We start from the raw sequence: 24,591 nt of genomic DNA, 5'->3' as shown, positions 1-24,591 counted from the left end.
CGGTGGTGGTCGGGGCGGCCGTACACCGTTCCCACGTAGGGAGCGGGGGGAGTACGGCGGGCGTCGCCCCTCACCGGGGCGGCACTCGGTTCCGTTCATGTAGGGGGAGTGTTCATGTGTGGGGGGAGAAGTACATGCTGAAGGTCAGTGTCGTGGTGCCCGTGTACAACGCGGGGCCGTACCTGGAGCGCTGCGCGCCGTCGTTGCTCGGACAGAGCCTGGGCGAGGACGAGTACGAGATCGTCTACGTGGACGACGGATCGACCGACGGCTCGGCCGAGGTGCTCGACCGGCTCGCCGCCGAGCACCCCCGAATACGGGTGCACCACCAGGAGAACTCGGGCTGGCCGGGCAAGCCGCGCAACGTCGGCGTAGCCATGGCGCGCGGTGAGTACATACAGTTCGTCGACCAGGACGACCGGCTCACCCCCGAGGCGCTGGAGCGCCTGTACGCCATGGGCAGCCGCAACGGCTCCGACATCGTGCTCGGCAAGATGGCCGGTTCCATGGTGGGGCCCTCGCCCGTCTTCCGGCGCAATCGCGAACGCTGCACGGTGGAGGACGCGCCGCTGATCGAGACGCTCACGGCGCACCGGCTGTTCCGGCGCGCTTTCCTGGAGGAGGCGGGACTCCGCTTCCCCGAGGGGTACTGGCGCATGGAGGACCTGCTCTTCATGGTCCGCGCCTACCCCCGTGCCAAGGTCGTCTCCATACTCGCCGACTACCCCTGCTACATCTGGGACCGCAGGGACGACGGCGGAAACAACAGCCGGGCCGCGTTCGACCGCCTCGACAACCTCCGCCGACTGCGCATGATCATCGAGGCCCTGGCCGACGCCACCGAACCCGGAGAGCTTCAGGACCGGCTGATGCGCCGCCTGTACCGCGTCGAGCTGATGCGGTACGTGCCCGCGTACTCCGCGAGCGCCCCGGAGGACGAGGAGCGGCGGGCGATCTACGAGACGACGCGCTCGATGGCCCTCGAATGCTTCCCGCCCGGGGTGACCGAGGGCATGCCGGCGGTGCAGCGGCTGCGCGCGACCCTGCTGGCGGAGGACCGGCACGAGGCCCTGGACGAAGTGGCCCGGCGCGTGAGCGAGGTCCGGCCCCGCATCGAGCTCCTGGCAGCCGAACAGGACGCCGCCGGGCGGCTGTCGATGAACGTCCGTGCCACCTTCCAGCGCACCGGCGTAGGGCCGCTGGCCCTCGCGGGTACGGAGGACGGCGGGTACGTGCTCGACCCCGCGTTCACCGAGGGCATCGAGGGTGCCGGGGACCTGCCCGTCCTCGATCCGACCTCTTACGCGAACGGCGAGGTGTTCGTCCACGACCTCCGGCGCAACGTCTGGTGGCACGCCGAGGACACCCTGCTGCCGCAGGTCGAGAGCCTCGGGGACGGGCTCAGCCAGGTGGTGGTGGAGGGCGGGGCGGTGATCGACCCGCTGACGCTGGCGGGCGGCGAACCGCTCGAACCCGGCACGTACGAGGTGTGGTTCGGGGTCCAGGTACTGGGCGTCGGCCGCCGCCCCCGGCTCACCCCGGCCGACGCCGCCCAGCGGGTGGCGCTCGGCTCGGTCCCGCTCGGCACCACCGGACGCACCGTCCGCGCGGACTGGTCCGGCAGGGGCGGCCAGCTGAGGCTCATCGTCACGAAGCCCAAGCCCGCCCCGAAGCCGCCGCCGACCGGGCTGCGCCGGATCTACCGCGGTGCGCTGCGGAGGCTGCCCCCCAGGCAGCGCAAGGCCGTACGCCGGTACGCCGCGGCGGTCCGCCGCCGGCTGCCGGGACAGAGCTGAGGCGGGACGGGGCCGAGGCGGGACGGGGCTGAGGCGGGACGGGGCTGAGGCGGGACGGTGCCTGCCTGGTCCTGCCCGGGCGCGTCGGGGGCGGTTTGACCGGTTGGGCGGTGGCCCCGTAGCCTTGACCCTCGGCGTGTTTGTCTGTGCGCCTACCCCTGAGCACATCCCTCCCGGTGCGGTTCCGCGCCAGGAGAGGCCGCTCATCCTTCCGGATCGTCCCGGGCCCCGGCCCGTGCGAGCGGCTGGCATCAGGGGGATCCGTTCCGAGCGAGAGAGAGATCCGCGTGTACGCCATCGTGCGCAGCGGTGGCCGCCAGCACAAGGTTGCTGTCGGTGACATCGTTGAGGTTGACAAGATTTCCACTGCCAAGGTTGGCGACACGGTCGAGCTCTCGACCCTGCTCGTTGTCGACGGCGACGCCGTGACCAGCGACCCGTGGGTCCTGGCCGGCATCAAGGTCCAGGCCGAGATCGTGGACCACCACAAGGGCGCGAAGATCGACATCCTTCGCTACAAGAACAAGACCGGCTACCGCCGTCGCCAGGGTCACCGCCAGCAGTACACGGCGATCAAGGTCACCGGTATCCCCGCGGCTGCGAAGTAAGGGACTGAGACATGGCACACAAGAAGGGCGCATCGTCCACTCGGAACGGGCGCGACTCCAACGCTCAGCGGCTCGGCGTGAAGCGCTTCGGCGGTCAGGCCGTCAACGCCGGTGAGATCCTGGTCCGCCAGCGCGGCACCCACTTCCACCCGGGCACGGGCGTCGGCCGTGGCGGCGACGACACGCTGTTCGCGCTGACCGCCGGTGCGGTGGAGTTCGGTACGCACCGCGGCCGCAAGGTCGTCAACATCGTTCCCGTCGCCGCCTGATCTTCCGGCGAGCACGGTAACGACGCAACACCTTCCGAGGGCGGATCTCAGCTTTCCCGGTCGACGGGGAAGCGGGTCCGCCCTCGGCGTGTTACATCAGAGACACATCCTTAGACAGCAGTACCTGGAGGCACCCACCATGACCACCTTCGTGGACCGCGTCGAGCTCCATGCCGCCGCGGGTAACGGAGGCCACGGCTGTGCCTCCGTCCACCGTGAGAAGTTCAAGCCCCTCGGTGGACCCGACGGCGGCAACGGCGGACGCGGCGGCGACGTGACGCTCGTCGTCGATCAGGCCGTGACCACCCTGCTCGACTACCACCACCACCCCCACCGCAAGGCCACCAGCGGCCAGCCCGGCGCGGGTGACAACCGTTCGGGCAAGGACGGCCAGGACCTGGTCCTGCTCGTGCCGGACGGCACCGTCGTCCTCGACAAGGAAGGCAACGTCCTCGCCGACCTGGTCGGTCAGGGCACCACCTTCGTCGCCGGACAGGGCGGCCGAGGCGGCCTCGGCAACGCCGCGCTGGCATCGGCCCGCCGCAAGGCCCCCGGCTTCGCGCTCCTCGGCGAGCCGGGCGAGTCGCGCGACATCGTCCTGGAGCTCAAGACCGTCGCCGACGTGGCGCTGGTCGGCTACCCGAGCGCGGGCAAGTCCTCGCTGATCTCGGTGCTCTCGGCGGCCAAGCCGAAGATCGCGGACTACCCGTTCACCACGCTCGTACCGAACCTCGGTGTCGTCACCGCCGGCGCGAACGTCTACACCATCGCCGACGTCCCCGGCCTCATCCCCGGCGCCAGCCAGGGCCGCGGGCTGGGCCTGGAGTTCCTCCGCCACGTCGAGCGCTGCTCGGTGCTCGTGCACGTACTGGACACGGCGACGCTGGAGTCCGACCGCGACCCCGTCTCCGACCTCGACATCATCGAGGAGGAGCTGCGCCAGTACGGCGGCCTGGAGGACCGGCCCCGCATCGTCGTCCTGAACAAGGTCGACATCCCGGACGGCCAGGACGTCGCCGACATGATCCGCCCGGAGCTGGAGGCGCGGGGCTACCGCGTCTTCGAGGTCTCCGCCCTCGCGCACAAGGGGCTCAACGACCTCTCGTACGCACTGGCCGGGATCGTCGCCGAGGCACGTGCCGCCAAGCCGGTGGAGGAGACGACCCGGGTCGTCATCCGCCCGAAGGCCGTGGACGACACCGGGTTCACCGTGGCCGTCGACGAAGAGGGCATCTACCGGGTGCGCGGCGAGAAGCCCGAACGCTGGGTGCGCCAGACCGACTTCAACAACGACGAGGCCGTCGGCTACCTCGCGGACCGGCTGAACCGCCTCGGCGTCGAGACGGCCCTGATGAAGGCCGGAGCCCGCGCTGGCGACGGCGTGGCCATCGGCCCCGAGGAGAACGCGGTCGTCTTCGACTGGGAGCCGACGATGATGGCCGGCGCCGAGATGCTCGGCCGCCGCGGCGAGGACCACCGCATGGAGGCCCCCCGCCCGGCCGCGCAGCGCCGCCGGGACCGCGACGCCGAGCGGGACGACGCGCAGAAGGAATACGACGAGTTCGACCCCTTCTAAAGCAGTGAGGGGCACCGGGCGGTGAAGTCCGGTGAGGGCCTCTCCGCCGGACACCGCAGCGGGACCCACGGGCCCCGGGCGGTGGCCGGCGGGGAGGCCCTCACGCGTTTCGGGGGGAGTCCGACGGGCCTCGCCGACGCCCCGCGGGGGCTCGCCGGACGGGCGAGAGCCGGGTGGGAGGAGTGGCGCGTGTCGGCCGGTCGGGTGAAACGGCAAGGCCGCCACCCCGCTCAGGCGGGCTCCAGGACGCTCAGCCGTGTGGTGTCGGTCACCTGCCCGTGAGGCACTTTCGCAGGTAACGGCCCTGCTCACACGGGAACGGCGGGTGTCGTCCGTACGACCACCACTCGACGTCCACCTTGCGAGATGGTAACGGAGAGTGCAACCATCGGGGGGTTCCCGAGCCCTCGCAAGGTAGGTCGTCTGTGTCTGTGCAGCACATAGCCCAAGCCCGTACCACCGCAGTCGTGCTCGCCGGGGGTACCGGTCAGCGCGTGGGGCTGTCCATCCCCAAGCAGCTGCTGAAGATCGCAGGCAAGGCTGTCATCGAGCACACCCTGTCGATCTTCCAGCAGTCCGAGTCGATCGACGACATCATCGTGCTGATGGCGCCCGGCTATGTCCCCGACGTCGAGAAGATCGTCGCGAAGGCCGGCCTGACCAAGGTCGTCAAGGTCATCGAGGGCGGGACGACGCGCAACGAGACCACCGAGCGGGCCATCTCCGTGCTCGGCGAGGGCCTGGCGGAGGGTGAGGACCGCAACGTCCTCTTCCACGACGCCGTGCGTCCCCTGCTGTCCCAGCGCGTGATCACCGACTGCGTGGACGCCCTCGGGCGCTACGAGGCGGTGGACGTCGCCATCCCGTCCGCGGACACGATCATCGTGACCCGCACGCACGGCGGCGACGGCGAGTTCATCACCGAGGTCCCCGACCGCTCCCGCCTGCGCCGGGGCCAGACGCCGCAGGCGTTCAAGCTCTCCACCATCCGCCGGGCCTACGAGGTCGCTGCCGGCGACCCGAACTTCCAGGCGACCGACGACTGCTCGGTGGTCCTGAAGTACCTGCCCGACGTACCGATCTACGTCGTCGCCGGCGACGAGTACAACATGAAGGTGACCCAGCCGGTCGACGTCTTCATCGCGGACAAGCTCTTCCAGCTGGCCTCCACGGCCGTGCCGTCGCCGGCCGACGACGCGGCCTACCGGGACGCGCTGACCGGGAAGACCATGGTCGTCTTCGGCGGCTCCTACGGGATCGGCGCGGACATCGCCGCCCTCGCCGAGTCGTTCGGCGCCAAGGTCTACGCGCTCGGCCGGTCCACCACGGGCACGCACGTGGAGAACCCGGAGCACATCGACGACGCGCTCTCCACGGCCTATGCCGAGACCGGCCGGGTCGACTACGTCGTCAACACCGCCGGGGTGCTGCGGATCGGCAAGCTGGCCGAGACGGACAACGCGACGATCCAGGAAGCCCTGAACGTCAACTACCTCGCGCCGGTCCAGATCGCCCGCGCCTCGCACAAGTACCTCGCCGAGTCCAAGGGCCAGCTGCTCCTCTACACCTCCAGCAGCTACACCCGGGGCCGGGCCGAGTACAGCCTGTACTCCTCCACCAAGGCCGCCATGGTGAACCTCACCCAGGCGCTGTCGGACGAGTGGGCCGGCGACGGGGTGCGCGTGAACTGCGTGAACCCGGAGCGCACCGCCACCCCGATGCGTACGAAGGCCTTCGGCGACGAGCCCTCCGGCTCGCTGCTCTCCTCCGAGGCGGTGGCCCGGACCTCGCTCGACGTGCTGCTCTCCGAGATGACCGGGCACGTCATCGACGTCCGGCAGCAGGATCCGACCCGGGGTGCCTCCGAGGCGTCGGGCTTCGAGCAGGCGCTGGCCGCCGTGCTGGACCGACAGGCTGATGTGTAATACTGCTTGACAATCCACCATTCGGACCCCTGGCGTTCACCTTCGCGTGAATGGCAGGGGTCCGAATTCGTGAAGCTATTTCTTCACAATTTCCCCGCAAGGTATTAGTCGGAACCCTCGGGAGCGGTACTTCGTGTTTTCGAAAGCCATTCGCGTGGCGAGAGTGGGCAGCGGTTCTGAACTCGCCGCCGCAATCCTCTTGGTCCTGGGATTCCCGTGCATCATGCTCGCGGCGATAATTCCCAATATCTGGTTCTTCGCCGCAGCGGCCGCTGTCACGTATCTGGCCGACCGATATTTGCACCACTGCGGCAGCTATCTCATCAATCGCCTTGCCGCGGTGCGGGCCGGTCTCTCGATCCGTTTCCTGGTGCGCGAACTGCTGCTCATCCTGCTCATGTCGCGCATGGGGTACGGCGAGGGCGCGTTCTTCTACACGACGGTCGCCTGCCTCCTCGCGTTCTACGGGCTCCAGGCGCCGCAGAGCGCGATGGTGACCCTCGTCCGGCTCCGCCGCAAGCTGCCGGTGGTCACCCGCAACATCGACCTCGGCCCCGTGGGGATAGGGGACGCCCCGCCGAGGCTGCTGATGAGCCGCCCGGCCGAGAAGATGCTCCACCTCGACGTGTTCGCCATGGCGGGCGTGCTGGTCGCGCTCAAGAGCGGTACCGAGGAGATCGCCTACGCGGGGCTCTCGCTGACGCTCTTCCTCGCGGTCGTCTACATCCTCGCGCTGCTGCCGTACGTGCGGCCCAGCCGTCTCGTGCCGCCGGAGGCCAAGGTCCTGGCGGCCGTCGACAACTGGCTGCGGGAGTACGAGCCGACCGTCGCCCTCTACTTCTCCGGCTCCAAGGACTCGGCCTACCAGGTCAACATGTGGCTGGAGACCATGGGCCGGCTGGAGGGCCGCCCGCTGGTCCTGCTGCGCGAGCGGTCCATCGTCCCGCAGCTCGCCAACACCTCCGTCCCGGTCCTCTGCGTCCCGGGCGGCGTGCACCTGATGAACATGGACCTTTCGACCGTGCGGGTCGCGCTCTACGCGGCGAACGTCGGCAAGAACATCCACATGCTGCGGGTGCCGACCATGAAGCACGTCTTCATCGGGCACGGCGACAGCGACAAGCTGGCCAGCGTCAACCCGTACAGCAAGGCGTACGACGAGGTCTGGACGGCGGGCCGGGCGGGCCGCGACCGGTACGCGCTGGCCGACGTCGGCGTCCGCGACGAGGACATCGTGGAGGTCGGACGGCCGCAGCTGGCGACCATCCGGTCCTGGACCGGCACGCCGAAGAACGCCGTCCCGACCGTGCTGTACGCCCCCACCTGGGAGGGCTGGGACGACAACCCGGGCAACACCTCGCTGCTGCTCGCCGGTGAGAACATCGTCCGCCGGCTGCTGGAGTCCGAGAAGCCCGTCCGGCTCCTCTACAAGCCGCACCCGTTCACCGGCACCCGCAGCCGCAAGGCCGCCGCCGCGCATCTGCGGATCACCGCGATGATCGAGGAGGCGGCGGCCCGCCGCGCCACCGACCCGCGCTGGGCCGAGCAGGGCGAGGCGCTCAAGGGCGAGCAGGCCGAGGCCGCTGCCGAGCTGGCCCGCATCGAGGCGCGGCTCGCCGAGCTGGCGGGCGGCACCGGCGAGACGGCCCGTGACGAGGCCGAACTCTCCCGCAACTCGCTGGCCGACCCGGCGCGCGAGGCCGAGACCGCGAAGCTGCGGGACGACTGGAACACCGCCTACTGGCGCTCCCGGGGCTGGTGGCAGCACCAGGTCATCTCGGGGTCGACCATGCGTCTGTACGACTGCTTCAACGAGTCGGACGCGATGGTCTCGGACATCTCCAGCGTGGTCTCCGACTTCATCGCCAGCGGCAAGCCGTACGCGGTGACCGACTCGGCCGAGCTGGGCGAGGAGGAGTTCAAGCGCCAGAACACGGCCGTCCGGGCCGCGGTGGTCCTCTCCAACGACGCGAGCGAGCTGGACCGGCTGCTCGCGGCCGTGTCCGACCCGGCCGCGGACGACCTGGCCGAGGGCCGGCGGGAGCTGAAGGCATACCTGCTCGGCCCCGACGAGCCGTCCTCGCTCGTCCGGTTCGACCGTGCCGTCCAGGCGCTGGCCGCCAAGGCCGAGGCGCGCAATCTCGGTACCGCTCATCTCGGTGAGCCCGTGGGTGGCTGAATTCCGCCGCGGATGATCGAAAAGAAATGATCAATGGCCCGTTACGATCCCTTGCCGGATCGGAACGGGCCATTGTGATGTACGTCACGTTTCGCACTTGCGGGACGCGCAAAACTAATTCTGCGCGTTCGCTGTCATGTGTATTCGTGAACGACATTCGAATTCCAGACGTCAGTGTGATTATCGGCGCCTATGAAGCCATGCCTTATCTCGTCCGCTGCCTCCAGTCGTTGGACGCGCAGACCCTCCCCGCGGACCGCTTCGAAATCATCGCGGTCGACGACGGGTCGACGGACGGTACCGGTGCGTACCTGGACGAGTTCGCCGCACGCACCGCCGTTCCCACCACCGTGATCCACCAGGCCAACTCCGGCGGCCCGAGCGGCCCGCGCAACGTGGGCCTCGCCAGGGCGCGCGGCCGGTTCGTCTTCTTCCTCGACGCCGACGACTTCCTCGGCTTCGAGGCGCTGGAGCGCATGGTCGCAATTGCCGACAAGGCCGGCACCGACGTGGTGCTCGGCAAGATGGTGGGGGTCAACCGCGGTGCCGCGGGATCGATGTGGAAGCGCCAGGACGAGGAGCGCGTCGACGTCTTCGCCTCCCGCGTGATCTACACCCTCAGCGCCCAGAAGCTCTTCCGCCGCGAACTGCTCGTCCGCCACGGGATCACCTTCGACGAGTCGATGAGCACCGGCGAGGACGCCCTCTTCACCATGGCGGCGTATCTCCTGGGCGCCGGTGTCTCCGTCGTCTCCGAATACGTCTGCTACTACCTGGTGGGCCGCGACGACGGCCTGCACGTGACCCGCAGCGGCGGTTACGAGCCCCGGTTCGAGGCGCTGACGGCGCTGGTCGAGCTCATCGCGGCGCTGGTGCCCGAGGGCCCGAAGCGCGACTTCCTGATGGCGCGCCCGTTCACCGTGGGGCTGATCCAGCAGTTCGGCCCTGCCGTGGTCGAGGAGAGCGAGCAGGTTCGCGCCCACAAACTGCGGCTGGCCGCCCCGATCGCGAAGTACTGGACCCCGGGCGTCGCGAAGCTGATCAAGGTGAACGAGCGCCTCCGGCTCGAATGCGTCGCCCGTGGCCGGCTGGACCTGCTGGCCGAGATGCACCGTTACATCGCCGCCCGGCACACGCCGAAGGTCGTCCGGGCCGACCAGGGGGACGCCGTCTACCTCGCGTACCCGCACTTCAGGAAGCCCGGGGCGGACATCCCCGACGAGGTGTTCGAGATGACGGTGCCGGAGTGGTCCGTGAGTAAGCGGCTGCAGGCACCCGCCAGGCCGAAGCCGGGGCAGGGCGAGGCCGCGCCCACGCTGGCGCGCAGGGTGGTTCGCCGGGTTCGTCGTGACATGAGGCGGTGGAAGTCCTCCGTCTGACCCCGCGGAAGCCGGAGCGGCCGGCCGGATGCGTGGGAGGCCGGGTTACTCGCCGGGATACCGTGCGGAAACTCGAAGTAATATCCCATGGAATGAAAGCGGCCTCGGGAACGCCTGCCATCCGGCTTCCGGCCAACGACCACGCAGCTTGGGGACAGCACACGTGAAGGCACTCGTACTCTCCGGTGGGGCGGGCACGCGCCTGCGCCCGATCACCCACACGTCCGCGAAGCAATTGGTGCCGGTCGCCAACAAGCCGGTCCTCTTCTACGGACTCGAAGCGATCGCGGACGCCGGCATCACCGAGGTCGGCATCATCGTGGGTGACACCGCCGCCGAGATCCGCGAAGCGGTCGGCGACGGCTCCGCGCTCGGCATCAAGGTCACCTACATCCCGCAGGAGGCGCCTCTCGGCCTGGCGCACGCGGTGCTCATCGCGAGCGACTTCCTCGGCGACGACGACTTCGTGATGTACCTCGGCGACAACTTCATCGTCGGCGGCATCACCGGCCTGGTCGAGGGCTTCCGCGGGGACCGCCCCGACGCGCAGATCCTGCTGACCCGGGTTCCCAACCCGACCTCCTTCGGCGTCGCCGAACTGGACGCCGACGGACGTGTCGTCGCCCTGGAGGAGAAGCCGAAGGAGCCCAAGAGCGACCTCGCCCTCGTCGGCGTCTACCTCTTCACCCCGGCGATCCACGAGGCCGTCCGCTCGATCGAGCCGTCCTGGCGCGGCGAGCTGGAGATCACCCACGCCATCCAGTGGCTGATCGACCAGCAGCGCAACGTCCGTTCCACCACGATCTCCGGCTACTGGAAGGACACCGGCAACGTCACCGACATGCTGGAGGTCAACCGGTCCGTCCTGGAGACCGTCGAACCGGCCGCGGACGGCGCGGAGGTGGACGAACACAGCGAGATCATCGGCCGCGTGCGGATCGAGCCCGGCGCGAAGGTCACCGGCAGCCGCATCGTCGGTCCCGCGATCATCGGGGCCGGTTCGGTGATCAGCGACGCGTACGTCGGTCCGTTCACCTCGATCTCCGAGGGCTGCCGGATCGAGGACAGCGAGATCGAGTACTCCATCGTGCTCCGGGGGGCCTCCATCACCGGCGTCCGCCGCGTGGAGGCGTCGCTCATCGGCCGCGACGTCGAGGTCACCCCGGCGCCCCGCAACCCGTCCGCCCACCGACTTGTCCTCGGCGACCACAGCAAGGTGCAGATCTCCTCATGACGACCAACATCCTGGTGACCGGCGGAGCCGGCTTCATCGGCTCGCACTACGTCCGTACCGTCCTCGGCCCCCAGGGCCCCGGCGACATCACCGTCACGGTGCTGGACAAGCTCACCTACGCGGGCAACCCCGCCAACCTCGACGAGGTCCGTGACCACCCGGGCTTCTCCTTCGTGCAGGGCGACATCTGCGACGCCGAGCTCGTCGGCAAGCTCATGGCCGACCACGACCAGGTGGTGCACTTCGCCGCCGAGTCGCACGTGGACCGCTCCATCGACGGGGGCGCCGAGTTCGTCCGCACGAACGTCGTGGGCACCCACACCCTGATCCACGCCGCGCACCTGGCCGGGATCAAGACCTTCGTGCACATCTCCACCGACGAGGTCTACGGTTCGATCGACGAGGGCTCCTGGCCCGAGACGCACCCGCTGGAGCCCAACTCGCCGTACTCCTCGGCGAAGGCGTCCAGCGACCTCATCGCGCTCTCGTACCACCGCACCCACGGCCTCGACGTGCGGGTGACCCGCTGCTCCAACAACTACGGGCACCACCACTTCCCCGAGAAGGTCATCCCGCTCTTCGTCACCAACCTGCTCGACGGCAAGACCGTCCCGCTCTACGGCGACGGCGCCAACGTCCGCGACTGGCTGCACATCGACGACCACGTCCAGGGCATCGAGCTGGTCCGCACCAAGGGCCGCGCCGGCGAGGTCTACAACATCGGCGGCGGCACCGAGCTCTCCAACAAGGAGCTCACCGGACTGCTGCTGGAAGCCTGCGGCGCCGACTGGGAGACCAGCGTCACCTACGTCGAGGACCGCAAGGGCCACGACCGCCGCTACTCCGTGGACTGCACCAAGATCCGCGAGGAGCTCGGCTACGTCCCGCGCAAGGACTTCAAGCAGGGCCTCGCCGAGACCGTGCAGTGGTACCGCGACAACCGCGCCTGGTGGGAGCCGCTGAAGGACCGGGCCGCCCTGTGAGCCCCGTCTGGCTGGTGACCGGAGCCGGCGGCATGCTGGGCCGGGACGTCCTGGCGAGGCTGGCGGCGGACGGCGTCGAGGCGGTCGCCGCCGACCGCGCGGCGCTCGACATCGCGGACCCGGCCGCCGTCGCCGCCGCGTTCGCGGAGCACCGCCCCGCGGTCGTCGTCAACTGCGCCGCCTGGACCGCCGTGGACGACGCGGAGAGCCAGGAGGAGGCCGCGCTGCGCGTCAACGGCACGGGGCCCCAGGTCCTCGCCGAGGCGTGCCGCGAGCACGGTGCCGTGCTGCTCCAGGTCTCCACGGACTACGTCTTCGCCGGCGACGCCGGCAAGCCGTACGCCGAGGACGCCCCCACCGCCCCGCGCAGCGCCTACGGGCGTACCAAGCTCGCGGGCGAGCGCGCGGTCCTGGAGACCCTCCCGGAGACCGGCTACGTGGTCCGTACGGCCTGGCTGTACGGAGCGGGCGGCGGGAACTTCGTCCGCACCATGATCAAGCTGGAAGGCATCAAGGACACCCTGGACGTCGTCGACGACCAGCGGGGCCAGCCGACGTGGACCGTGGACCTGGCGGACCGCCTGGTCGCCCTCGGCGGCGCCGCGCTCGCGGGCGACGCCCCGGCCGGCGTCTACCACGGCACCAGCGGCGGCGAGACGACCTGGTTCGGCTTCACCCGGGAGATCTTCCGGCTGCTGGGCGCGGACCCCGAGCGGGTCCGTCCGACCACCAGCGAGGCCTTCGTCCGGCCCGCTCCCCGTCCGGCGTACAGCGTGCTCGGCCACGACCGCTGGTCCGCCGCCGGGATCGCGCCGGTCCGCGACTGGCACGAGGCGCTGGCCGAGGCGTTCCCCGCCCTCGTCGCCGCCGAGCGCGGCTGACGCGCCGGTCCCACCACGGCCGGACCCCCGCCCACCCGGGCGGGGGTCCGGCCGTCGGCGTTCCGGCCCGCGGCCGCGGTGGGAGACGCCGAACGCCCGGCCGGTGTTCCCCGGCCGGGCGTTCTCGTACGGGCGCTGCCGGACCGGTCAGCCCCGGGTGCGCAGCTGCTCGTAGTAGGCCTGGCAGTCCTCGTAGGAGGGCAGCAGGCCCTGCGCCTCGGCCTCGGCCAGGGTCGGGGCGTCCGCGTCCTTGTCCGAGAGCAGCGGGGTGATGCCCTCGGGCCACTCGATGCCCAGCTCCGGGTCGAGCGGGTTGATGCCGTGCTCGCGACCGGGGGCGTACCCCTCGGAGCACAGGTACACCACGGTGGCGTCGTCGGTCAGCGCCATGAAGGCGTGGCCGAGGCCCTCGGAGAGGTAGACCGCGTGGTGGTCCACGTCGTCGAGCCGGACGGCCTCCCACTGCTTGTACGTGGGGGAGCCGACCCGGATGTCCACGATGACGTCCAGCACCGCGCCGCGCACGCACTTGACGTACTTGGCCTGGCTCGGCGGGACGTCGGCGAAGTGGATGCCGCGCAGGGTGCCCCGGCTCGACACCGAGCAGTTGGCCTGGGCGAGCTGGAGCCCGTGCCCGGCCGCCTCGGTGAAGTCGGCGGCCTTGAACCACTCGTGGAAGCTTCCCCGGCTGTCGGGGAAGACCTTGGGCTCCTGTACCCAGGCTCCGGCGATGTCGAGCTGCCGCATGGTGTTCACGTTCCTGTTCTTGTCGTTTCCGTGTACTTCACGTTCTCGGGCGAGGCTGTGCGAAAGCCGCCCCGTACCGGGACGGCCCCGGTGTCAGCCGGAGACCTTGTCGGCGAGCCGACGGGCCTTCTTGCGGGCCTTGGCGGGCAGCCGGCGGACGATCGGACCGCCCACGGTCCGCAGCGCGCTGCGCACGGTCGCCTTGCGGCGTGCCGAAGCCATCGCGCTCAGCATGGCGGGGCTCACCTCGGGCAGGTCCGACACCAGGACGATCTTCCCGCCCCGTTCGATCCGCACGTCGGCGAGCGGCACGGCGGCGCTCTTGGCGCCGTCCAGCCGGACCGACAGCTTCCACTCGCCCGGCGGCACGTCGGCCGCCTTGGCGGGCACCACCACGTGGGCGCGGCCCTGGACGGGGCGGAGCGTCGTCGGGAGCACCCGGTCGGTGCCGCCGGTGGAGGTCAGCACCAGGTCGGCCTTGGACGCGGCCGTGGAACTCGTCGTGACGAGGTCGAGGCGCAGTTCCGTCCTGCCGCCGGGGGTGCGCAGGACCGGGCGGCCCTCCAGGTACTGGGCCAGCTTCTTGGCGCGGCGGGCCACGTCCAGCGTGAGGTTGCCGTGCGGGTCCGTGAAGTACGGGATGACGGCACGGGCGGGCGAGCCCAGCGAGGCGGGCAGGCAGGCCGCGTCGACGGCGGGATCGCGGTCGGCGCCGAGCCGGGCCTTGCGGACCACGCCGAGGCCGCGCAGCGGCACCCAGATGTCCCAGAACCCGCGCGAGACGCGTCCGCGGTTCTTGACGCCCTCCGAAGTCACGTGGCCGTGGCCGGTCAGGACGACCTCGAAGACGCCGGAGGAGATCTCCTGGACCGCCGAGGTGAACTTCGCGGGGCAGGGCCACTCGACGGCGGTCTCGCGGTTGCGCAGCGAGATCTCCGCCATGTAGCCGTCGAGGTCGTCCTCGACGTCCAGCAGCTCACCGGCCGGCAGCAGGTCCGCCGTGAGGTCGGGGTGCAGGTGCAGGCGGCCGTCGCGGCGCACCAGCGTCACGGGCTTCTGGTCGTCGCCGTGCACGAGCCGGCCGGTGATGTCGATCCTGATCCGGCCGTCCGGCTGCCACTCGAGCTTCTCCAGGCGGGCGGCCGCCTTGATGGAGCCGGCGAGCTGGGCGATACGGACCAGCCCCTGGCGGTCGTCGTTGCGCAACAGCGTGGAGCGGAGCCGCTGGACCGGGCCGAGCCCGTTGTGCACGCCGTCGTGCATGAAGTCACGTGCCAGGGGCTGGACGGCGTCGATCATCTCGTCGCGGTACTCCGGCGCGTACTTCTGCACGGCGGGTTCACTGAGACGCGACAACATCTCCACACGGTAGAAGCGGCGCAGCAGAAGGTCGCGGAATTCGCCCGGCTCGGTGTTCTCCACGACGACGTCGAGAACCTCGCGGAGATTTCCGTAATAGCCCGAAGGAATGAGCTTCGCGGAGCCTGCGTTCTGGCCGTCGTCGCGCCGTGAGTAGTAGTAGCAGGTGTAACTGCCGAGAATGGAGACGACCTTCGCGGGGAAGTACGCCTGCATCATGTAGAGCTGGTCCTCCAGGCGCCGCTTTCCTTCCGGATAAGCGATGTTGTTCTCGCGGAGGAACTCTGTCCGGAACATCTTGTGCGGCGTCAGGCTGTCGTAGAGCGGTGCGTCACGCAGGGTGCACTTCTCCCGGTTGACCCTGAAAACCCCGTGTGGAACGCCGCGGAAGTTACTGGCCACCTTGCCGATGACGATGTCGGAGCCGTTGCGGTGCCCCATGTTGTAGAGGCGCAGCAGGGCCTCGGACGCCAAGTAGTCGTCCTGGTCGAGGAACTGGACGTATTCGCCCTTCGCCTCCGCCACGCCGATATTGCGAGGCTTGCCCGGCCACCCGGAATTGGGGATGGTGATCACACGGAAGTGCGGGTGTTCGGTCGCCAGCTTTTCGAGACGCTCGCGTGTGTCGTCGGTCGAGCCGTCATTGACGAACAGCACTTCGAATTCGCTCGCGGGCAGAGTCTGGCGCAGCAACGAGTCGATTGCGGGATCGATGTACTTCCCCGGGTTGTACACAGGAATGATGACGCTGACTTTGACTGACACAACTGTGTCCCATCTCTTGTGGGAACCCTGAACGCGAAGGCGGTGTCGGGATCGGAGACCGATTGAGGGCGAGGGCCGCCGCCCGGAAGCACCATAGCGGTTGCGGCACATCGAACAGTTCGGACCGGGTAGGAGGCCGTGTACGGTGCAACGGAGGTTTCCGGCGATGTGAGCCGTCTGCAAGCTCAAGTGGCTTATGTCCAGGCCGCCTTGGGGGGACTTCATGAGCCGGACGGGGAACCGGCTCGCCACGCGGTCCAGCGAGAGAGGTGCAATCATCAGTCGTCCCCGCAGTGAGGCCCCCCGGCTTCGATGGTCACACGGTTCCGTGGCGGACTGTTTCCAGGGCAGGAACAACAGCCTGGGGTTCATCCGCCTGATCCTGGCTTCGGCGGTCGTCGTCAGCCACGCGAGCGTGCTCGGCTTCGGCGAGAAGGAGTTCGGCCACGGATTCAGCCACGGCCAGACCGACCTGGGAAAGCTCTCCGTCTACGGCTTCTTCGTACTGTCCGGCATCCTCGTCACCCGCAGCGGCAAGCGGCTTCCGCCGGGCCGCTTCCTCTGGCACCGCGCCCTGCGCCTGCTGCCCGGTCTCTGGGTCTGCCTCGCCCTGACGGCCTTCGTCGTCGCCCCCTTCCTCTACTGGGCGCAGAACGGCGACCTGGGCGGCTTCTGGGGGCATTCCGCGGGCCCCTTCGACTACCTGGGCTCGAACTGGGCGGTCGCCCCCCTCCAGAACGACGTCTCCGGTGTCATCGCGCACTCCAGGGGTGACGGTCTGGGGCACAGCCCCAGCATCGACGCCGCCCTCTGGTCGCTCCGCTACGAGGTGTTCTGCTACTTCGGCGTCGCCCTGCTCGCCGTGACCGGCGCCCTCACCCGGGCCCGCAGGGTCGTGCTGCTGGTCGCCGTCGTCCTCGGCTGCTACGCGATCGCACCCGCCCTGCAGGAACGCTTCTGGGCCGGTTTCGCGGACTCCTCCTACGCCCTGAGCTTCGAGATCTTCCCGGTCATGGGCAAGTTCGACCCGGACATCCTGATCTACCTCGCCTTCGCGTTCGCCGTCGGCGCGGTGATCGAGTCGTACCGCGAGCGCATCCCCGTCAGCGACCCGCTCGGCGTCCTCGCCCTCGCGGTGTTCCTCGGCAGCGTCTTCTACGGCTACTTCTTCGTCGTCGGCATCCCCGCCTTCGCCTACCTGCTGCTCTGGCTCGCGATCCGCCTCCCCGGGCCCTTCCGCCGCGTCGGGGCGAAGAACGACCTCTCGTACGGCGTCTACATCTACGGGTTCGTCGTCCAGCAGAGCCTGACCGCTCTCGACTTCGCCCGCTGGGGGTTCTGGCCCTACCTCGCCCTGTCGCTCGCCGGCTCGCTGCTGGTCGCGGCCCTCTCCTGGCACCTGGTCGAGAAGCCCGCGATGCGGCTCAAGGACATCGGCCGCAAGCGCACGGCCCCGACCGCCCCGCCGTCCGCCCAGCCCGCTCCCCCCGGGGAGACGGAAGCCGCGGCCGGGGACTTCGGCCGGGACCGGGCCCTCGCGGACAGCGGAAGCCTCACCGGCTGAGCCCGTACGCGCGTACACCGGGCACAGCGCCCCGCACGCACCACCAGCAGCGCCCCGCACGCAGCGCCCCGCACGCAGCGCCCCGCACGCACCACCACAGGACGCCCCGGTCACCGCGGCCGGGGCGTCCCCGCGTGCCGGAACCCCTGCCGAACGCCAGTGCCACCCCGCGTCCATGGGCCGGAACGCCGGTGCGTCCGGCATCCCGGCTGGCATACATTCGCCCCTGTGACATCGGTAGCGGAGACAGTGGCAAGACAACAGGTGACCGAGGCCCGCAGGATCGTCGTCAAGGTGGGCTCCTCCTCGCTCACCACCGCGGCGGGCGGACTCGACGCCGACCGGGTCGACGCCCTCGTGGACGTCCTGGCCAAGGTCCGCGGCGGGGGTGAGCGGGAGGTCGTCCTCGTCTCCAGCGGCGCCATCGCCGCCGGACTCGCCCCACTGGGCCTCCACCGCAGACCGAAGGACCTCGCCCGCCAGCAGGCGGCCGCCAGCGTCGGCCAGGGGCTGCTGGTGGCCCGCTACACGGCGTCCTTCGCCCGCTACGGCGTACGCGTCGGCCAGGTGCTGCTGACGACCGACGACACCAGCCGCCGCGCCCACTACCGCAACGCCTACCGCACCCTCGACCAGTTGCTGCGGATGGGCGCCCTGCCCGTCGTCAACGAGAACGACACCGTCGCCACCGACGAGATCCGCTTCGGCGACAACGACCGCCTGGCCGCCCTCGTCGCCCACCTCGTCCACGCCGACCTCCTGGTCCTCCTCTCCGACGTGGACGGGGTCTACGACGGCGACCCCAGCACCCCGGGCACCTCACGCATCGCCGAGGTCACCGGCCCGCAGGACCTGGCGGGCGTCACGATCGGCAGCGCGGGCAAGGCCGGGGTCGGCACCGGCGGCATGGTCACCAAGGTCGAGGCCGCCCGGATCGCCACCGCCGCCGGCATCCCCGTCGTCCTCACCTCCGCCTGGCACGCCGCCGACGCCCTCGCCGGCCGGGACACCGGAACCTGGTTCCACCCCACCGGCCGCCGCTCCGCCGACCGCCTCCTCTGGCTCGCCCACGCCTCCGCCCCGCAGGGCGCGCTCGTCCTGGACGAGGGAGCCGTACGGGCCGTGGTGGAACGCCGCACCTCCCTGCTGCCCGCGGGCATCTGTGCCGTGGACGGCGACTTCACGGCCGGTGACCCCGTCGAACTGCGCGACCCCGCCGGACGGGCGGTCGCACGCGGCCTCGTCAACTTCGACGCCCGCGAGATCCCCCAGCTGCTGGGGCGCTCCACGCACGATCTGGCCCGCGAACTCGGACCGGCCTACGAACGCGAGGTCGTACACAGGGACGACCTCGTCGTTCTCCTGCCCCCCTCGACGCCCCGAATCGGCTGAAACTCCGGACTCCTGACGGAGAGCTTCACCAAAACCGCCCCACGCCGGGCCTCGGGCTGGTCAACTTTGTAGCGGGGGTACGCAGGGCAACAGCACAGCAACACATCCACAGGAGGCCGCCGGTGAGACGAGCGCGCCCGGGGGCGCCGCCCCGAGGAACGGGCACCCGCGCACTGACCAGCGTGGGAGCGGGAACCGGCTTCGACCGGAGTCCGCCCGCCGACCGCACGTCCGACCGGGCCGAGGACCGCACCACCGGCCACGACCCGGTAGCCGCGAAGGGGGAGACCACACCGTCCCGGCTGTGGCACATCACGCTCTGCGTGTCCGGGACCGAGACAGCGCTCGGGGAGGTCAGACGCGGCCTCGAACAACTCGCCCACGACCACCCCTTCCTGCTGACCAGCCGGTACGCCAACGACCATGCGGAGATCCGGTACTGGGAAGAGGCCCGGGACCTGCACGACGCGGCCGCCGTGGCCCTGAGGCTCTGGGGCGAACACCGCTCCACCGCCCAGTTGCCGCCGTGGGAGATCGTCGGCCTCGAAGTCATCGACCGGGAGACCTACCACCAGCGCGTCGCCGAGGGGTACGGCCCGCCGCCCGCCGCACCCGTGGGCGTGCACCCGTACTGAGCCGGAGGCGGGAGCGGGCGCGTACGCCCGTTCCCGTCCTGAGGCGCCCCGTGGGGGACCTCGTACGGGCGTCCCGGCGAGGTGTCTCGCATCACGGGATAACGGCCGGACGTCCCGGTACCGCGCACTACCCTGCGGGCATGACCACGCTCACCCCGTACGACAACATGTCCCCGGTCGCGCAGGCCGCCTACCGGGCGCGAGCCGCCGCCGCCGACATCGCGCCGCTCCCGCGCGCAGCCAAGGACGACGCGCTGCTCGCCGTGGCCGACGCGCTGGAGGTGCGCGCGGGCGAGATCATCGAGGCCAACGCCGAGGACGTCGAGCGGGCCCGGGCCGCGGGCACCGCCGAATCGGTCGTCGACCGGCTCACCCTGACCCCCGAGCGCATCCGCGCCATCGCCGCCGACGTGCGCCAGGTCGCCTCCCTGCCCGACCCGGTCGGCGAGGTCGTGCGCGGTTCCACCCTCCCCAACGGCATCGACCTGCGCCAGATCCGCGTGCCGCTCGGAGTGGTGGGGATCATCTACGAGGCCCGCCCCAACGTCACCGTCGACGCCGCCGTGCTCTGCCTGAAATCCGGCAACGCCGTACTGCTGAGGGGCTCTTCGTCCGCGTACGCCTCCAACACCGCCCTCGTCCGCGTGCTGCGGGACGCGGTCGGCGGCGCCGGACTGCCGGCCGACGCGGTGCAGCTCGTACCCGGGGAGAGTCACGACTCCGTCCGCGAACTCATGCGCGCCCGGGGCCTGGTGGACGTCCTCATCCCGCGCGGTGGCGCGGGGCTGATCCGCCGGGTCGTGGAGGAGTCCACCGTCCCCGTCATCGAGACCGGCACCGGCAACTGCCACGTGTACGTGGACGCGCGGACCGACCTGGCGATGGCCGTCGACATCCTCGTCAACTCCAAGGCGCAGCGCCCGAGCGTCTGCAACTCCGCCGAGACGCTCCTCGTCCACAAGGACGTCGCCGACACGTTCCTGCCCCTCGCACTGGACGCGCTGGCCGGCGCCGGGGTGACCGTGCACGGCGACGAACGCGTCCTGACGTACGCCGAGAGGTCCAAGGCGACCGTCGTGCCGGCCACCCCGGAGGACTGGGAGACGGAGTACCTCTCCTACGACATCGCCGCCGCCGTGGTGGACTCGCTGGACGCCGCCGTGGCGCACATCCGGCTCTGGTCCTCCGGTCACACCGAGGCGATCGTCACCACCTCCCAGGCCGCCGCGCGCCGGTTCACCCAGCTGGTCGATTCGACGACGGTCGCCGTCAACGCCTCCACCCGCTTCACCGACGGCGGCCAGTTCGGATTCGGCGCGGAGATCGGCATCTCCACCCAGAAGCTGCACGCCCGGGGCCCGATGGGACTGCCGGAGCTGACCACCACGAAGTACATCGTCACCGGCGACGGTCACACCCGGTAACCCGGCGGGACCGCCCGGTCGGGGAGACTTCCCCGTCTCCCTGACCGGACCGCCCCGTCGGGGCTACGCTGAATCCGTGGACGACGTGGGGGGCAGGCCGTCTCAGGACGGCTCGGAGCCCGACGACGACCGCGGGGGCGCGGACGAGGACTTCGCCACCGTGGTCTTCGACGAGGACTTCGTACGGTCCGCGAAGATCCATGAGCCCACCGCGGTGGAACGCCTGGTCGCCGCCGCGGAGGCGCGCGCGGAGGCCGAGGCCGCCCGGTCCCGCCCGGCCGGCGCCGGCCGGGACGGCGACCCGTACGACCACTACGCCACCGGGTACACCGCCGGGCGCGGCGGTTCGCACGACCCGGACGACCTGGACTACGAACCCGACCACGATTTCGGCAGAGGCCCCTACGGCCCGTACGGCCCGTACGGCGGAGTCCTGCGGCCCTACCGGGGTTCCGCGCGCTGGCACCGGCCGATCGCCTGGCTCCTGGCGCTGGTGATGGGGATCGGGATGATCGCCCTCGCCTTCAGCGCCGTCTACCGGGGCACCTCGGCCGACAGCCAGGACCACGTGCCGCCCACCACCAGTGGCGTGGACACCGCGACCACGGACCCGGCAGGACCCGAGGACGGGCAGCCCGGGGCAGCGGCCCCGGACTCCGCGAGCCGGGACTCCGCGGCCCCGGACGCCGTCGGCGCGGACACCGGCAACCCGGTGCCCTCCGGCGCGCACGCCCCCGGCGGACCGGGGGCGCACGGAGGCGCTACCGCCGCGCCGGGGGGCCTGCTGCCCTCCTCCTCCGCGGGGCGCCCGCTTCCCGCCGTCCCCGGTACGCCCTGAGAGAGCCGGCCGCGGGGCCGGACCGTCCCCGCGGCTGTTCCCCGCGCCGCGGCCGTCCGCCGCGTCACCCGTCCAGCCGTGTCGCGCCGTAGCGCCCAGTCGTGCGAACTGTGCGGTTGGCCCCTTCCAGCGCGTTTACGCGAGGGGCATTCGACCTACCCTCACTGTGTGACCCCTCTTCCGGAGGGGGCTTCTCGCTGCCCTCGGCCGCCTGGCCGGGCAGACCGTTGCGCACCGACCTCGGCCGGTGGTGTGGAGATCGGGAGAAGTCATGGCAGGCCGCGCAGATCCACCGGAAGAGCCGCCCGAGAACCCCGCCGGCGGCGAGGACGAATACCGCTCGCTCGTTTTCGACGAGTCCTTCGTCCGTGCTGCCCGGCTCCAGGAGTTCTCCGCCCAGGAACGCATGGGTGAGCACGCCCGGGCCGTCCGGTCGCTGCCCCGGCGCTCCTCGCGCAAGGGCCCCGGTCTCGCCACCACGCTGATCGTGCTCGTCGCGCTGGCCTTCGCCACCGCCGTCTACATCGGCTTCCGCCAGCCGCTGCCCACCCCCGTCCTCGGCCGCGCCCAACCGCTCGAGGCCACCGTCGTGCCGCTCGCCCCGCGCGGAGCCGTGCCGGGCGGGACCCCGCAGTCGCTCATCGAGCGCGGCCCCGCCGCGCACTTCCGCATCGGCGCGGCCGGGATCAACCTGCCGGCGGTCCGGCGGACCGACGACTACTCCGCGACCGAGGTCATGGCAGCCCTGGCCACCGTCAAGGACTTCCTGGTGGAGTCCTCGCTCAACCCCGATGTACTGGGCGGACGGGAGACCGAGACGGTCAAGGCACTGCTCGACCCGGACCAGGCCGCCGAGTTCGACCTGAGCACGGACAGCCCGTCCGGCGACGCGAGGCATCCGGCGGCCGGCTGGCTGGTGCGCTTCGACCCGGCCCGTACCGAACTCGCCGACCCCACGATCCGCGTCTTCGGGACGCTCGCCTACTCCGAGACGGACGCGGGCAAGCTGGAGGTCGTCACCGACCACACCTTCACCTACGCCCTGCGGCCCGTGGTCAACGGCCCCCAGAAGGCCGACGGCGCCTCCCTGTTCACCGTGCACCGGCTGCTGCACTTCCTCTTCGACCGGGACGATCTCCGGCTGCACCGGCTGGAACTGCGCACCGCCTACGTCCAGGCGGGGCCGCAGTCCTGCTCCTCGGGCTCGGCCCCGGCGCTGCGACCGCTGCTCGCGGGGGAGCGTGCCGACCCCGCCGGACCCGCCGGCACCGATCCGTACGCCACCGGGACCCCGGCCGGCGGGCTCTGCGGGACGCTGCGGATCAGCCCCGCACTGGGGCAGGCGCCTCCCGCGCCGTTCTCCCCGAGCGTGGTGTCCCCGGTCCCGGTGTCCCCGAGCCTGGCGTCGGGGCCGCTCCCGAGCCCCTGAAAGCCGTCCCTACTCCGGGACGGGGCCGGTGCCGTTGCCGGGAGCCTCGCTCCGTGCGCCGCCGGTGAAACGGTCCCGGAGCTTGCCGCCGAGGTCGCCGGCGCCGCCCGCCATGTCGCCGACCAGCTTGATCAACGGGTCCTTGCTGGTGCGTACGGTATCGGCGTAGTGCGCGGCGGACTCGCGGAAGGAGTCCGTCACCGAGGTCTCCTTGTCCTCCTCGCGGCGCGGGTAGTGGCCGTCCATGATGCGCTGGTGGTCCCGGGTCCCGGCCCAGCTCCGCAGCTCGGCCGCCCGCACCGTGGTGAAGGGGTGCGAACGGGGCAGCACATTGAGGATCTTCAGCACGGAGTCGCGCAGATCGCCCGCCTTCTCGTACTCCTCGGCCTGGGCGAGGAAGGCGTCGACGTTCATCTCGTGCAGGTGGTTGCCACCGGCGATCTTCATCAGGCCGCGCATGGAGGCCTGGAGGTCCTGGCCCACCAGCAGCCCGGCCCGGTCGGCCGAGAGTTCCGACTTGCGGAACCACTCGCGCAGCGCCGTCACGATGGCCAGGAGCGCCACGTTGCCCAGCGGTATCCAGGCCACCTTCAGCGCGAGGTTCGTCAGGAAGAGCAGCACCGTGCGGTAGACGGAGTGGCCGGAGAGGGCGTGACCCACCTCGTGGCCCACGACGGCCCGCATCTCCTCCTCGTCCAGCAGCTCCACCAGACCGGTGGTCACCACGATGATCGGCTCGTCGAGTCCGATGCACATGGCGTTGGGCTGCGGGTTCTGCGTGACGTACATCGAGGGCACCTTCTCCAGGTCCAGGATGTAGCAGGCGTCCCGCAGCATGGTGTGCAGATGGGCGAACTGTTCGTCGCTCACCCGCACGGAGTCGGAGAGGTGGAGAAGCCGCAGGCTCCGCTCGGGCAGCAGGCCGCTGAGCGCCTTGAAGACCGTGTCGAACCCGGTCAGCCTGCGCAGGGCCACCAGTGCCGAGCGGTCCGCCGGGTGCTCGTACGCCCGGGAGGAGATACCGGGGAAACGCGTGCGCCGCCTGCTGGGTTCGTTCGTACGGGTGTCGTCGGTCATCTGATCCCCCTGTCGATACGGGACGTGGCCCGTCCCCCTGGCACCGGCCACCCTAGGCGCTGGCGCTACGGTGTGCGGGGGGCTGTGGACAACCAAGAGGAGCACCCGGAATGCCGCACACCGTCGCACTGCTTGCCGCCGCCGCGGACGACCAGGGACCGGGCAACACGGTCCGGATCGTGCTGCTCGTCTCGCTCGTCGGGGCGGCCCTGCTGGCCTGGGTCCTGTTGCGCGGCTACCGCAACAACGACTCCAACGACTGAGTCGCCGTGAGCGTGCCCCACGGACCCGCATACGATGTGCCCGACGTCTTCCTTCCGACTCCCGATCGATAGGTCCTGCCGAAGATGAGCCTCACGAGCACCACCCACCAGCTGGTCCTTCTCGCCTCCGAAGGCGGCGAGGGCGGCAACCACGAAAGCCTCAACCCGTACGTGACCGGCGGCGGCGCCTTCATCGCCCTGCTGCTTCTGCTCTTCGTCACCACCCGTTTCAACCGCGACCGCTGAGCGGTGACGCCGTGCCAGTAGG

Annotated in this window: 20 protein-coding genes and 1 pseudogene; 18 read left to right on the top strand and 3 right to left on the bottom strand. The window is 70.7% G+C overall.

The window, feature by feature from the left end; genetic code table 11:
- The first annotated feature begins 134 nt into the window (after positions 1-134).
- The 10 genes from OHA55_RS08340 to rfbD all read left to right on the top strand — a co-directional run bounded on the left by OHA55_RS08340 (position 135) and on the right by rfbD (position 12,830).
- A complete protein-coding gene (locus OHA55_RS08340; RefSeq protein ID WP_266704282.1) occupies positions 135-1,796 on the top strand; it encodes a glycosyltransferase family A protein in 1,662 nt (553 codons plus the stop codon).
- Between the two features lie 287 nt (positions 1,797-2,083).
- Positions 2,084-2,404, top strand: coding sequence for a 50S ribosomal protein L21 (gene rplU, locus OHA55_RS08335; RefSeq protein WP_008738952.1), 321 nt, complete (start codon positions 2,084-2,086; stop codon positions 2,402-2,404).
- A gap of 11 nt (positions 2,405-2,415) precedes the next feature.
- Entirely contained in the window at positions 2,416-2,673 is a 258-nt protein-coding gene (gene rpmA, locus OHA55_RS08330; RefSeq protein WP_014045902.1) for a 50S ribosomal protein L27, read from the top strand.
- Positions 2,674-2,812: 139 nt separating this feature from the next.
- Complete coding sequence (obgE, locus tag OHA55_RS08325; RefSeq protein WP_266704278.1) at positions 2,813-4,249, top strand: GTPase ObgE; 1,437 nt, start codon at positions 2,813-2,815, stop codon at positions 4,247-4,249.
- Between the two features lie 425 nt (positions 4,250-4,674).
- Complete coding sequence (locus OHA55_RS08320) at positions 4,675-6,174, top strand: bifunctional cytidylyltransferase/SDR family oxidoreductase (RefSeq protein WP_266704276.1); 1,500 nt, start codon at positions 4,675-4,677, stop codon at positions 6,172-6,174.
- 133 nt (positions 6,175-6,307) lie between these two features.
- Entirely contained in the window at positions 6,308-8,353 is a 2,046-nt protein-coding gene (locus OHA55_RS08315) for a hypothetical protein (RefSeq protein WP_266704274.1), read from the top strand.
- 146 nt (positions 8,354-8,499) lie between these two features.
- Positions 8,500-9,732, top strand: coding sequence for a glycosyltransferase family 2 protein (locus OHA55_RS08310; RefSeq protein WP_266704272.1), 1,233 nt, complete (start codon positions 8,500-8,502; stop codon positions 9,730-9,732).
- A 163-nt stretch (positions 9,733-9,895) separates the two neighbouring features.
- Positions 9,896-10,966 carry a glucose-1-phosphate thymidylyltransferase gene (locus OHA55_RS08305; RefSeq protein ID WP_266704270.1) on the top strand — a complete coding sequence of 357 codons (1,071 nt, stop codon included), beginning with the start codon at positions 9,896-9,898 and terminating at the stop codon, positions 10,964-10,966.
- On the top strand, positions 10,963-11,949 hold the full coding sequence (rfbB, locus tag OHA55_RS08300) for a dTDP-glucose 4,6-dehydratase (protein ID WP_266704268.1): 987 nt from the start codon (positions 10,963-10,965) through the stop codon (positions 11,947-11,949). Before OHA55_RS08305 ends, rfbB begins: the two co-directional genes overlap by 4 nt.
- Complete coding sequence (gene rfbD, locus OHA55_RS08295) at positions 11,946-12,830, top strand: dTDP-4-dehydrorhamnose reductase (RefSeq protein ID WP_266704266.1); 885 nt, start codon at positions 11,946-11,948, stop codon at positions 12,828-12,830. The genes rfbB and rfbD overlap by 4 nt, the downstream gene beginning before the upstream one ends.
- 147 nt (positions 12,831-12,977) lie before the next feature.
- Here rfbD and rfbC read toward each other — a convergent pair whose 3' ends face one another.
- Together rfbC and OHA55_RS08285 are read right to left on the bottom strand one after the other, a co-directional pair.
- Complete coding sequence (gene rfbC / locus OHA55_RS08290) at positions 12,978-13,577, bottom strand: dTDP-4-dehydrorhamnose 3,5-epimerase (RefSeq protein ID WP_266710481.1); 600 nt, start codon at positions 13,575-13,577, stop codon at positions 12,978-12,980.
- 93 nt (positions 13,578-13,670) lie between these two features.
- On the bottom strand, positions 13,671-15,701 hold the full coding sequence (locus tag OHA55_RS08285; protein ID WP_266704264.1) for a glycosyltransferase family 2 protein: 2,031 nt from the start codon (positions 15,699-15,701) through the stop codon (positions 13,671-13,673).
- A gap of 328 nt (positions 15,702-16,029) precedes the next feature.
- On the opposite strand from OHA55_RS08285, the gene OHA55_RS08280 reads away from it, so the two are divergent.
- From OHA55_RS08280 to OHA55_RS08255, 6 genes and pseudogenes are all read left to right on the top strand, one after another.
- Complete coding sequence (locus OHA55_RS08280) at positions 16,030-17,265, top strand: acyltransferase (protein WP_266704262.1); 1,236 nt, start codon at positions 16,030-16,032, stop codon at positions 17,263-17,265.
- A 264-nt stretch (positions 17,266-17,529) separates the two neighbouring features.
- On the top strand, positions 17,530-18,657 hold the full coding sequence (gene proB / locus OHA55_RS08275) for a glutamate 5-kinase (RefSeq protein WP_266710479.1): 1,128 nt from the start codon (positions 17,530-17,532) through the stop codon (positions 18,655-18,657).
- Between the two features lie 122 nt (positions 18,658-18,779).
- Positions 18,780-19,292: a hypothetical protein gene (locus OHA55_RS08270; RefSeq protein WP_266704260.1), complete on the top strand. Its 513-nt coding sequence runs from the start codon at positions 18,780-18,782 to the stop codon at positions 19,290-19,292.
- 140 nt (positions 19,293-19,432) lie between these two features.
- Positions 19,433-20,716 (top strand): glutamate-5-semialdehyde dehydrogenase, encoded by a 1,284-nt coding sequence (locus OHA55_RS08265; RefSeq protein WP_266704258.1) that lies wholly within the window; start codon positions 19,433-19,435, stop codon positions 20,714-20,716.
- 76 nt (positions 20,717-20,792) lie between these two features.
- Positions 20,793-21,398 (top strand): annotated as a pseudogene (locus OHA55_RS08260) (hypothetical protein); the annotation flags it as partial.
- 427 nt (positions 21,399-21,825) lie between these two features.
- A complete protein-coding gene (locus OHA55_RS08255; protein WP_266704256.1) occupies positions 21,826-22,983 on the top strand; it encodes a hypothetical protein in 1,158 nt (385 codons plus the stop codon).
- A 9-nt stretch (positions 22,984-22,992) separates the two neighbouring features.
- On the opposite strand, the gene OHA55_RS08250 is transcribed toward OHA55_RS08255, so the two are convergent.
- Positions 22,993-24,060, bottom strand: a complete 1,068-nt coding sequence (locus OHA55_RS08250) for a M48 family metallopeptidase (RefSeq protein ID WP_266704254.1) — start codon at positions 24,058-24,060, stop codon at positions 22,993-22,995.
- Positions 24,061-24,170: 110 nt separating this feature from the next.
- Between OHA55_RS08250 and OHA55_RS08245 the strand changes: the two genes are divergently transcribed.
- Complete coding sequence (locus tag OHA55_RS08245; protein WP_266704252.1) at positions 24,171-24,323, top strand: hypothetical protein; 153 nt, start codon at positions 24,171-24,173, stop codon at positions 24,321-24,323.
- Between the two features lie 84 nt (positions 24,324-24,407).
- Complete coding sequence (locus OHA55_RS08240) at positions 24,408-24,569, top strand: hypothetical protein (protein WP_266704250.1); 162 nt, start codon at positions 24,408-24,410, stop codon at positions 24,567-24,569.
- Positions 24,570-24,591 lie beyond the last annotated feature (22 nt).

It is taken from the genome of Streptomyces sp. NBC_00102 (assembly GCF_026343115.1).
In the GTDB taxonomy this organism is placed as follows: domain Bacteria; phylum Actinomycetota; class Actinomycetes; order Streptomycetales; family Streptomycetaceae; genus Streptomyces.
This window is presented reverse-complemented; position numbering and strand designations above follow the sequence as displayed.

Coding starts and splice junctions, on each gene's coding strand:
- rpmA (WP_014045902.1), top strand. CDS start 2,416: ATGGCACACAAGAAGGGCGCATCGTCCACTCGGAACGGGCGCGACTCC.
- rfbC (WP_266710481.1), bottom strand. CDS start 13,577: ATGCGGCAGCTCGACATCGCCGGAGCCTGGGTACAGGAGCCCAAGGTC.
- OHA55_RS08240 (WP_266704250.1), top strand. CDS start 24,408: ATGAGCCTCACGAGCACCACCCACCAGCTGGTCCTTCTCGCCTCCGAA.
- OHA55_RS08255 (WP_266704256.1), top strand. CDS start 21,826: ATGGCAGGCCGCGCAGATCCACCGGAAGAGCCGCCCGAGAACCCCGCC.
- OHA55_RS08265 (WP_266704258.1), top strand. CDS start 19,433: ATGACCACGCTCACCCCGTACGACAACATGTCCCCGGTCGCGCAGGCC.
- rfbB (WP_266704268.1), top strand. CDS start 10,963: ATGACGACCAACATCCTGGTGACCGGCGGAGCCGGCTTCATCGGCTCG.
- obgE (WP_266704278.1), top strand. CDS start 2,813: ATGACCACCTTCGTGGACCGCGTCGAGCTCCATGCCGCCGCGGGTAAC.
- OHA55_RS08245 (WP_266704252.1), top strand. CDS start 24,171: ATGCCGCACACCGTCGCACTGCTTGCCGCCGCCGCGGACGACCAGGGA.
- OHA55_RS08250 (WP_266704254.1), bottom strand. CDS start 24,060: ATGACCGACGACACCCGTACGAACGAACCCAGCAGGCGGCGCACGCGT.
- OHA55_RS08340 (WP_266704282.1), top strand. CDS start 135: ATGCTGAAGGTCAGTGTCGTGGTGCCCGTGTACAACGCGGGGCCGTAC.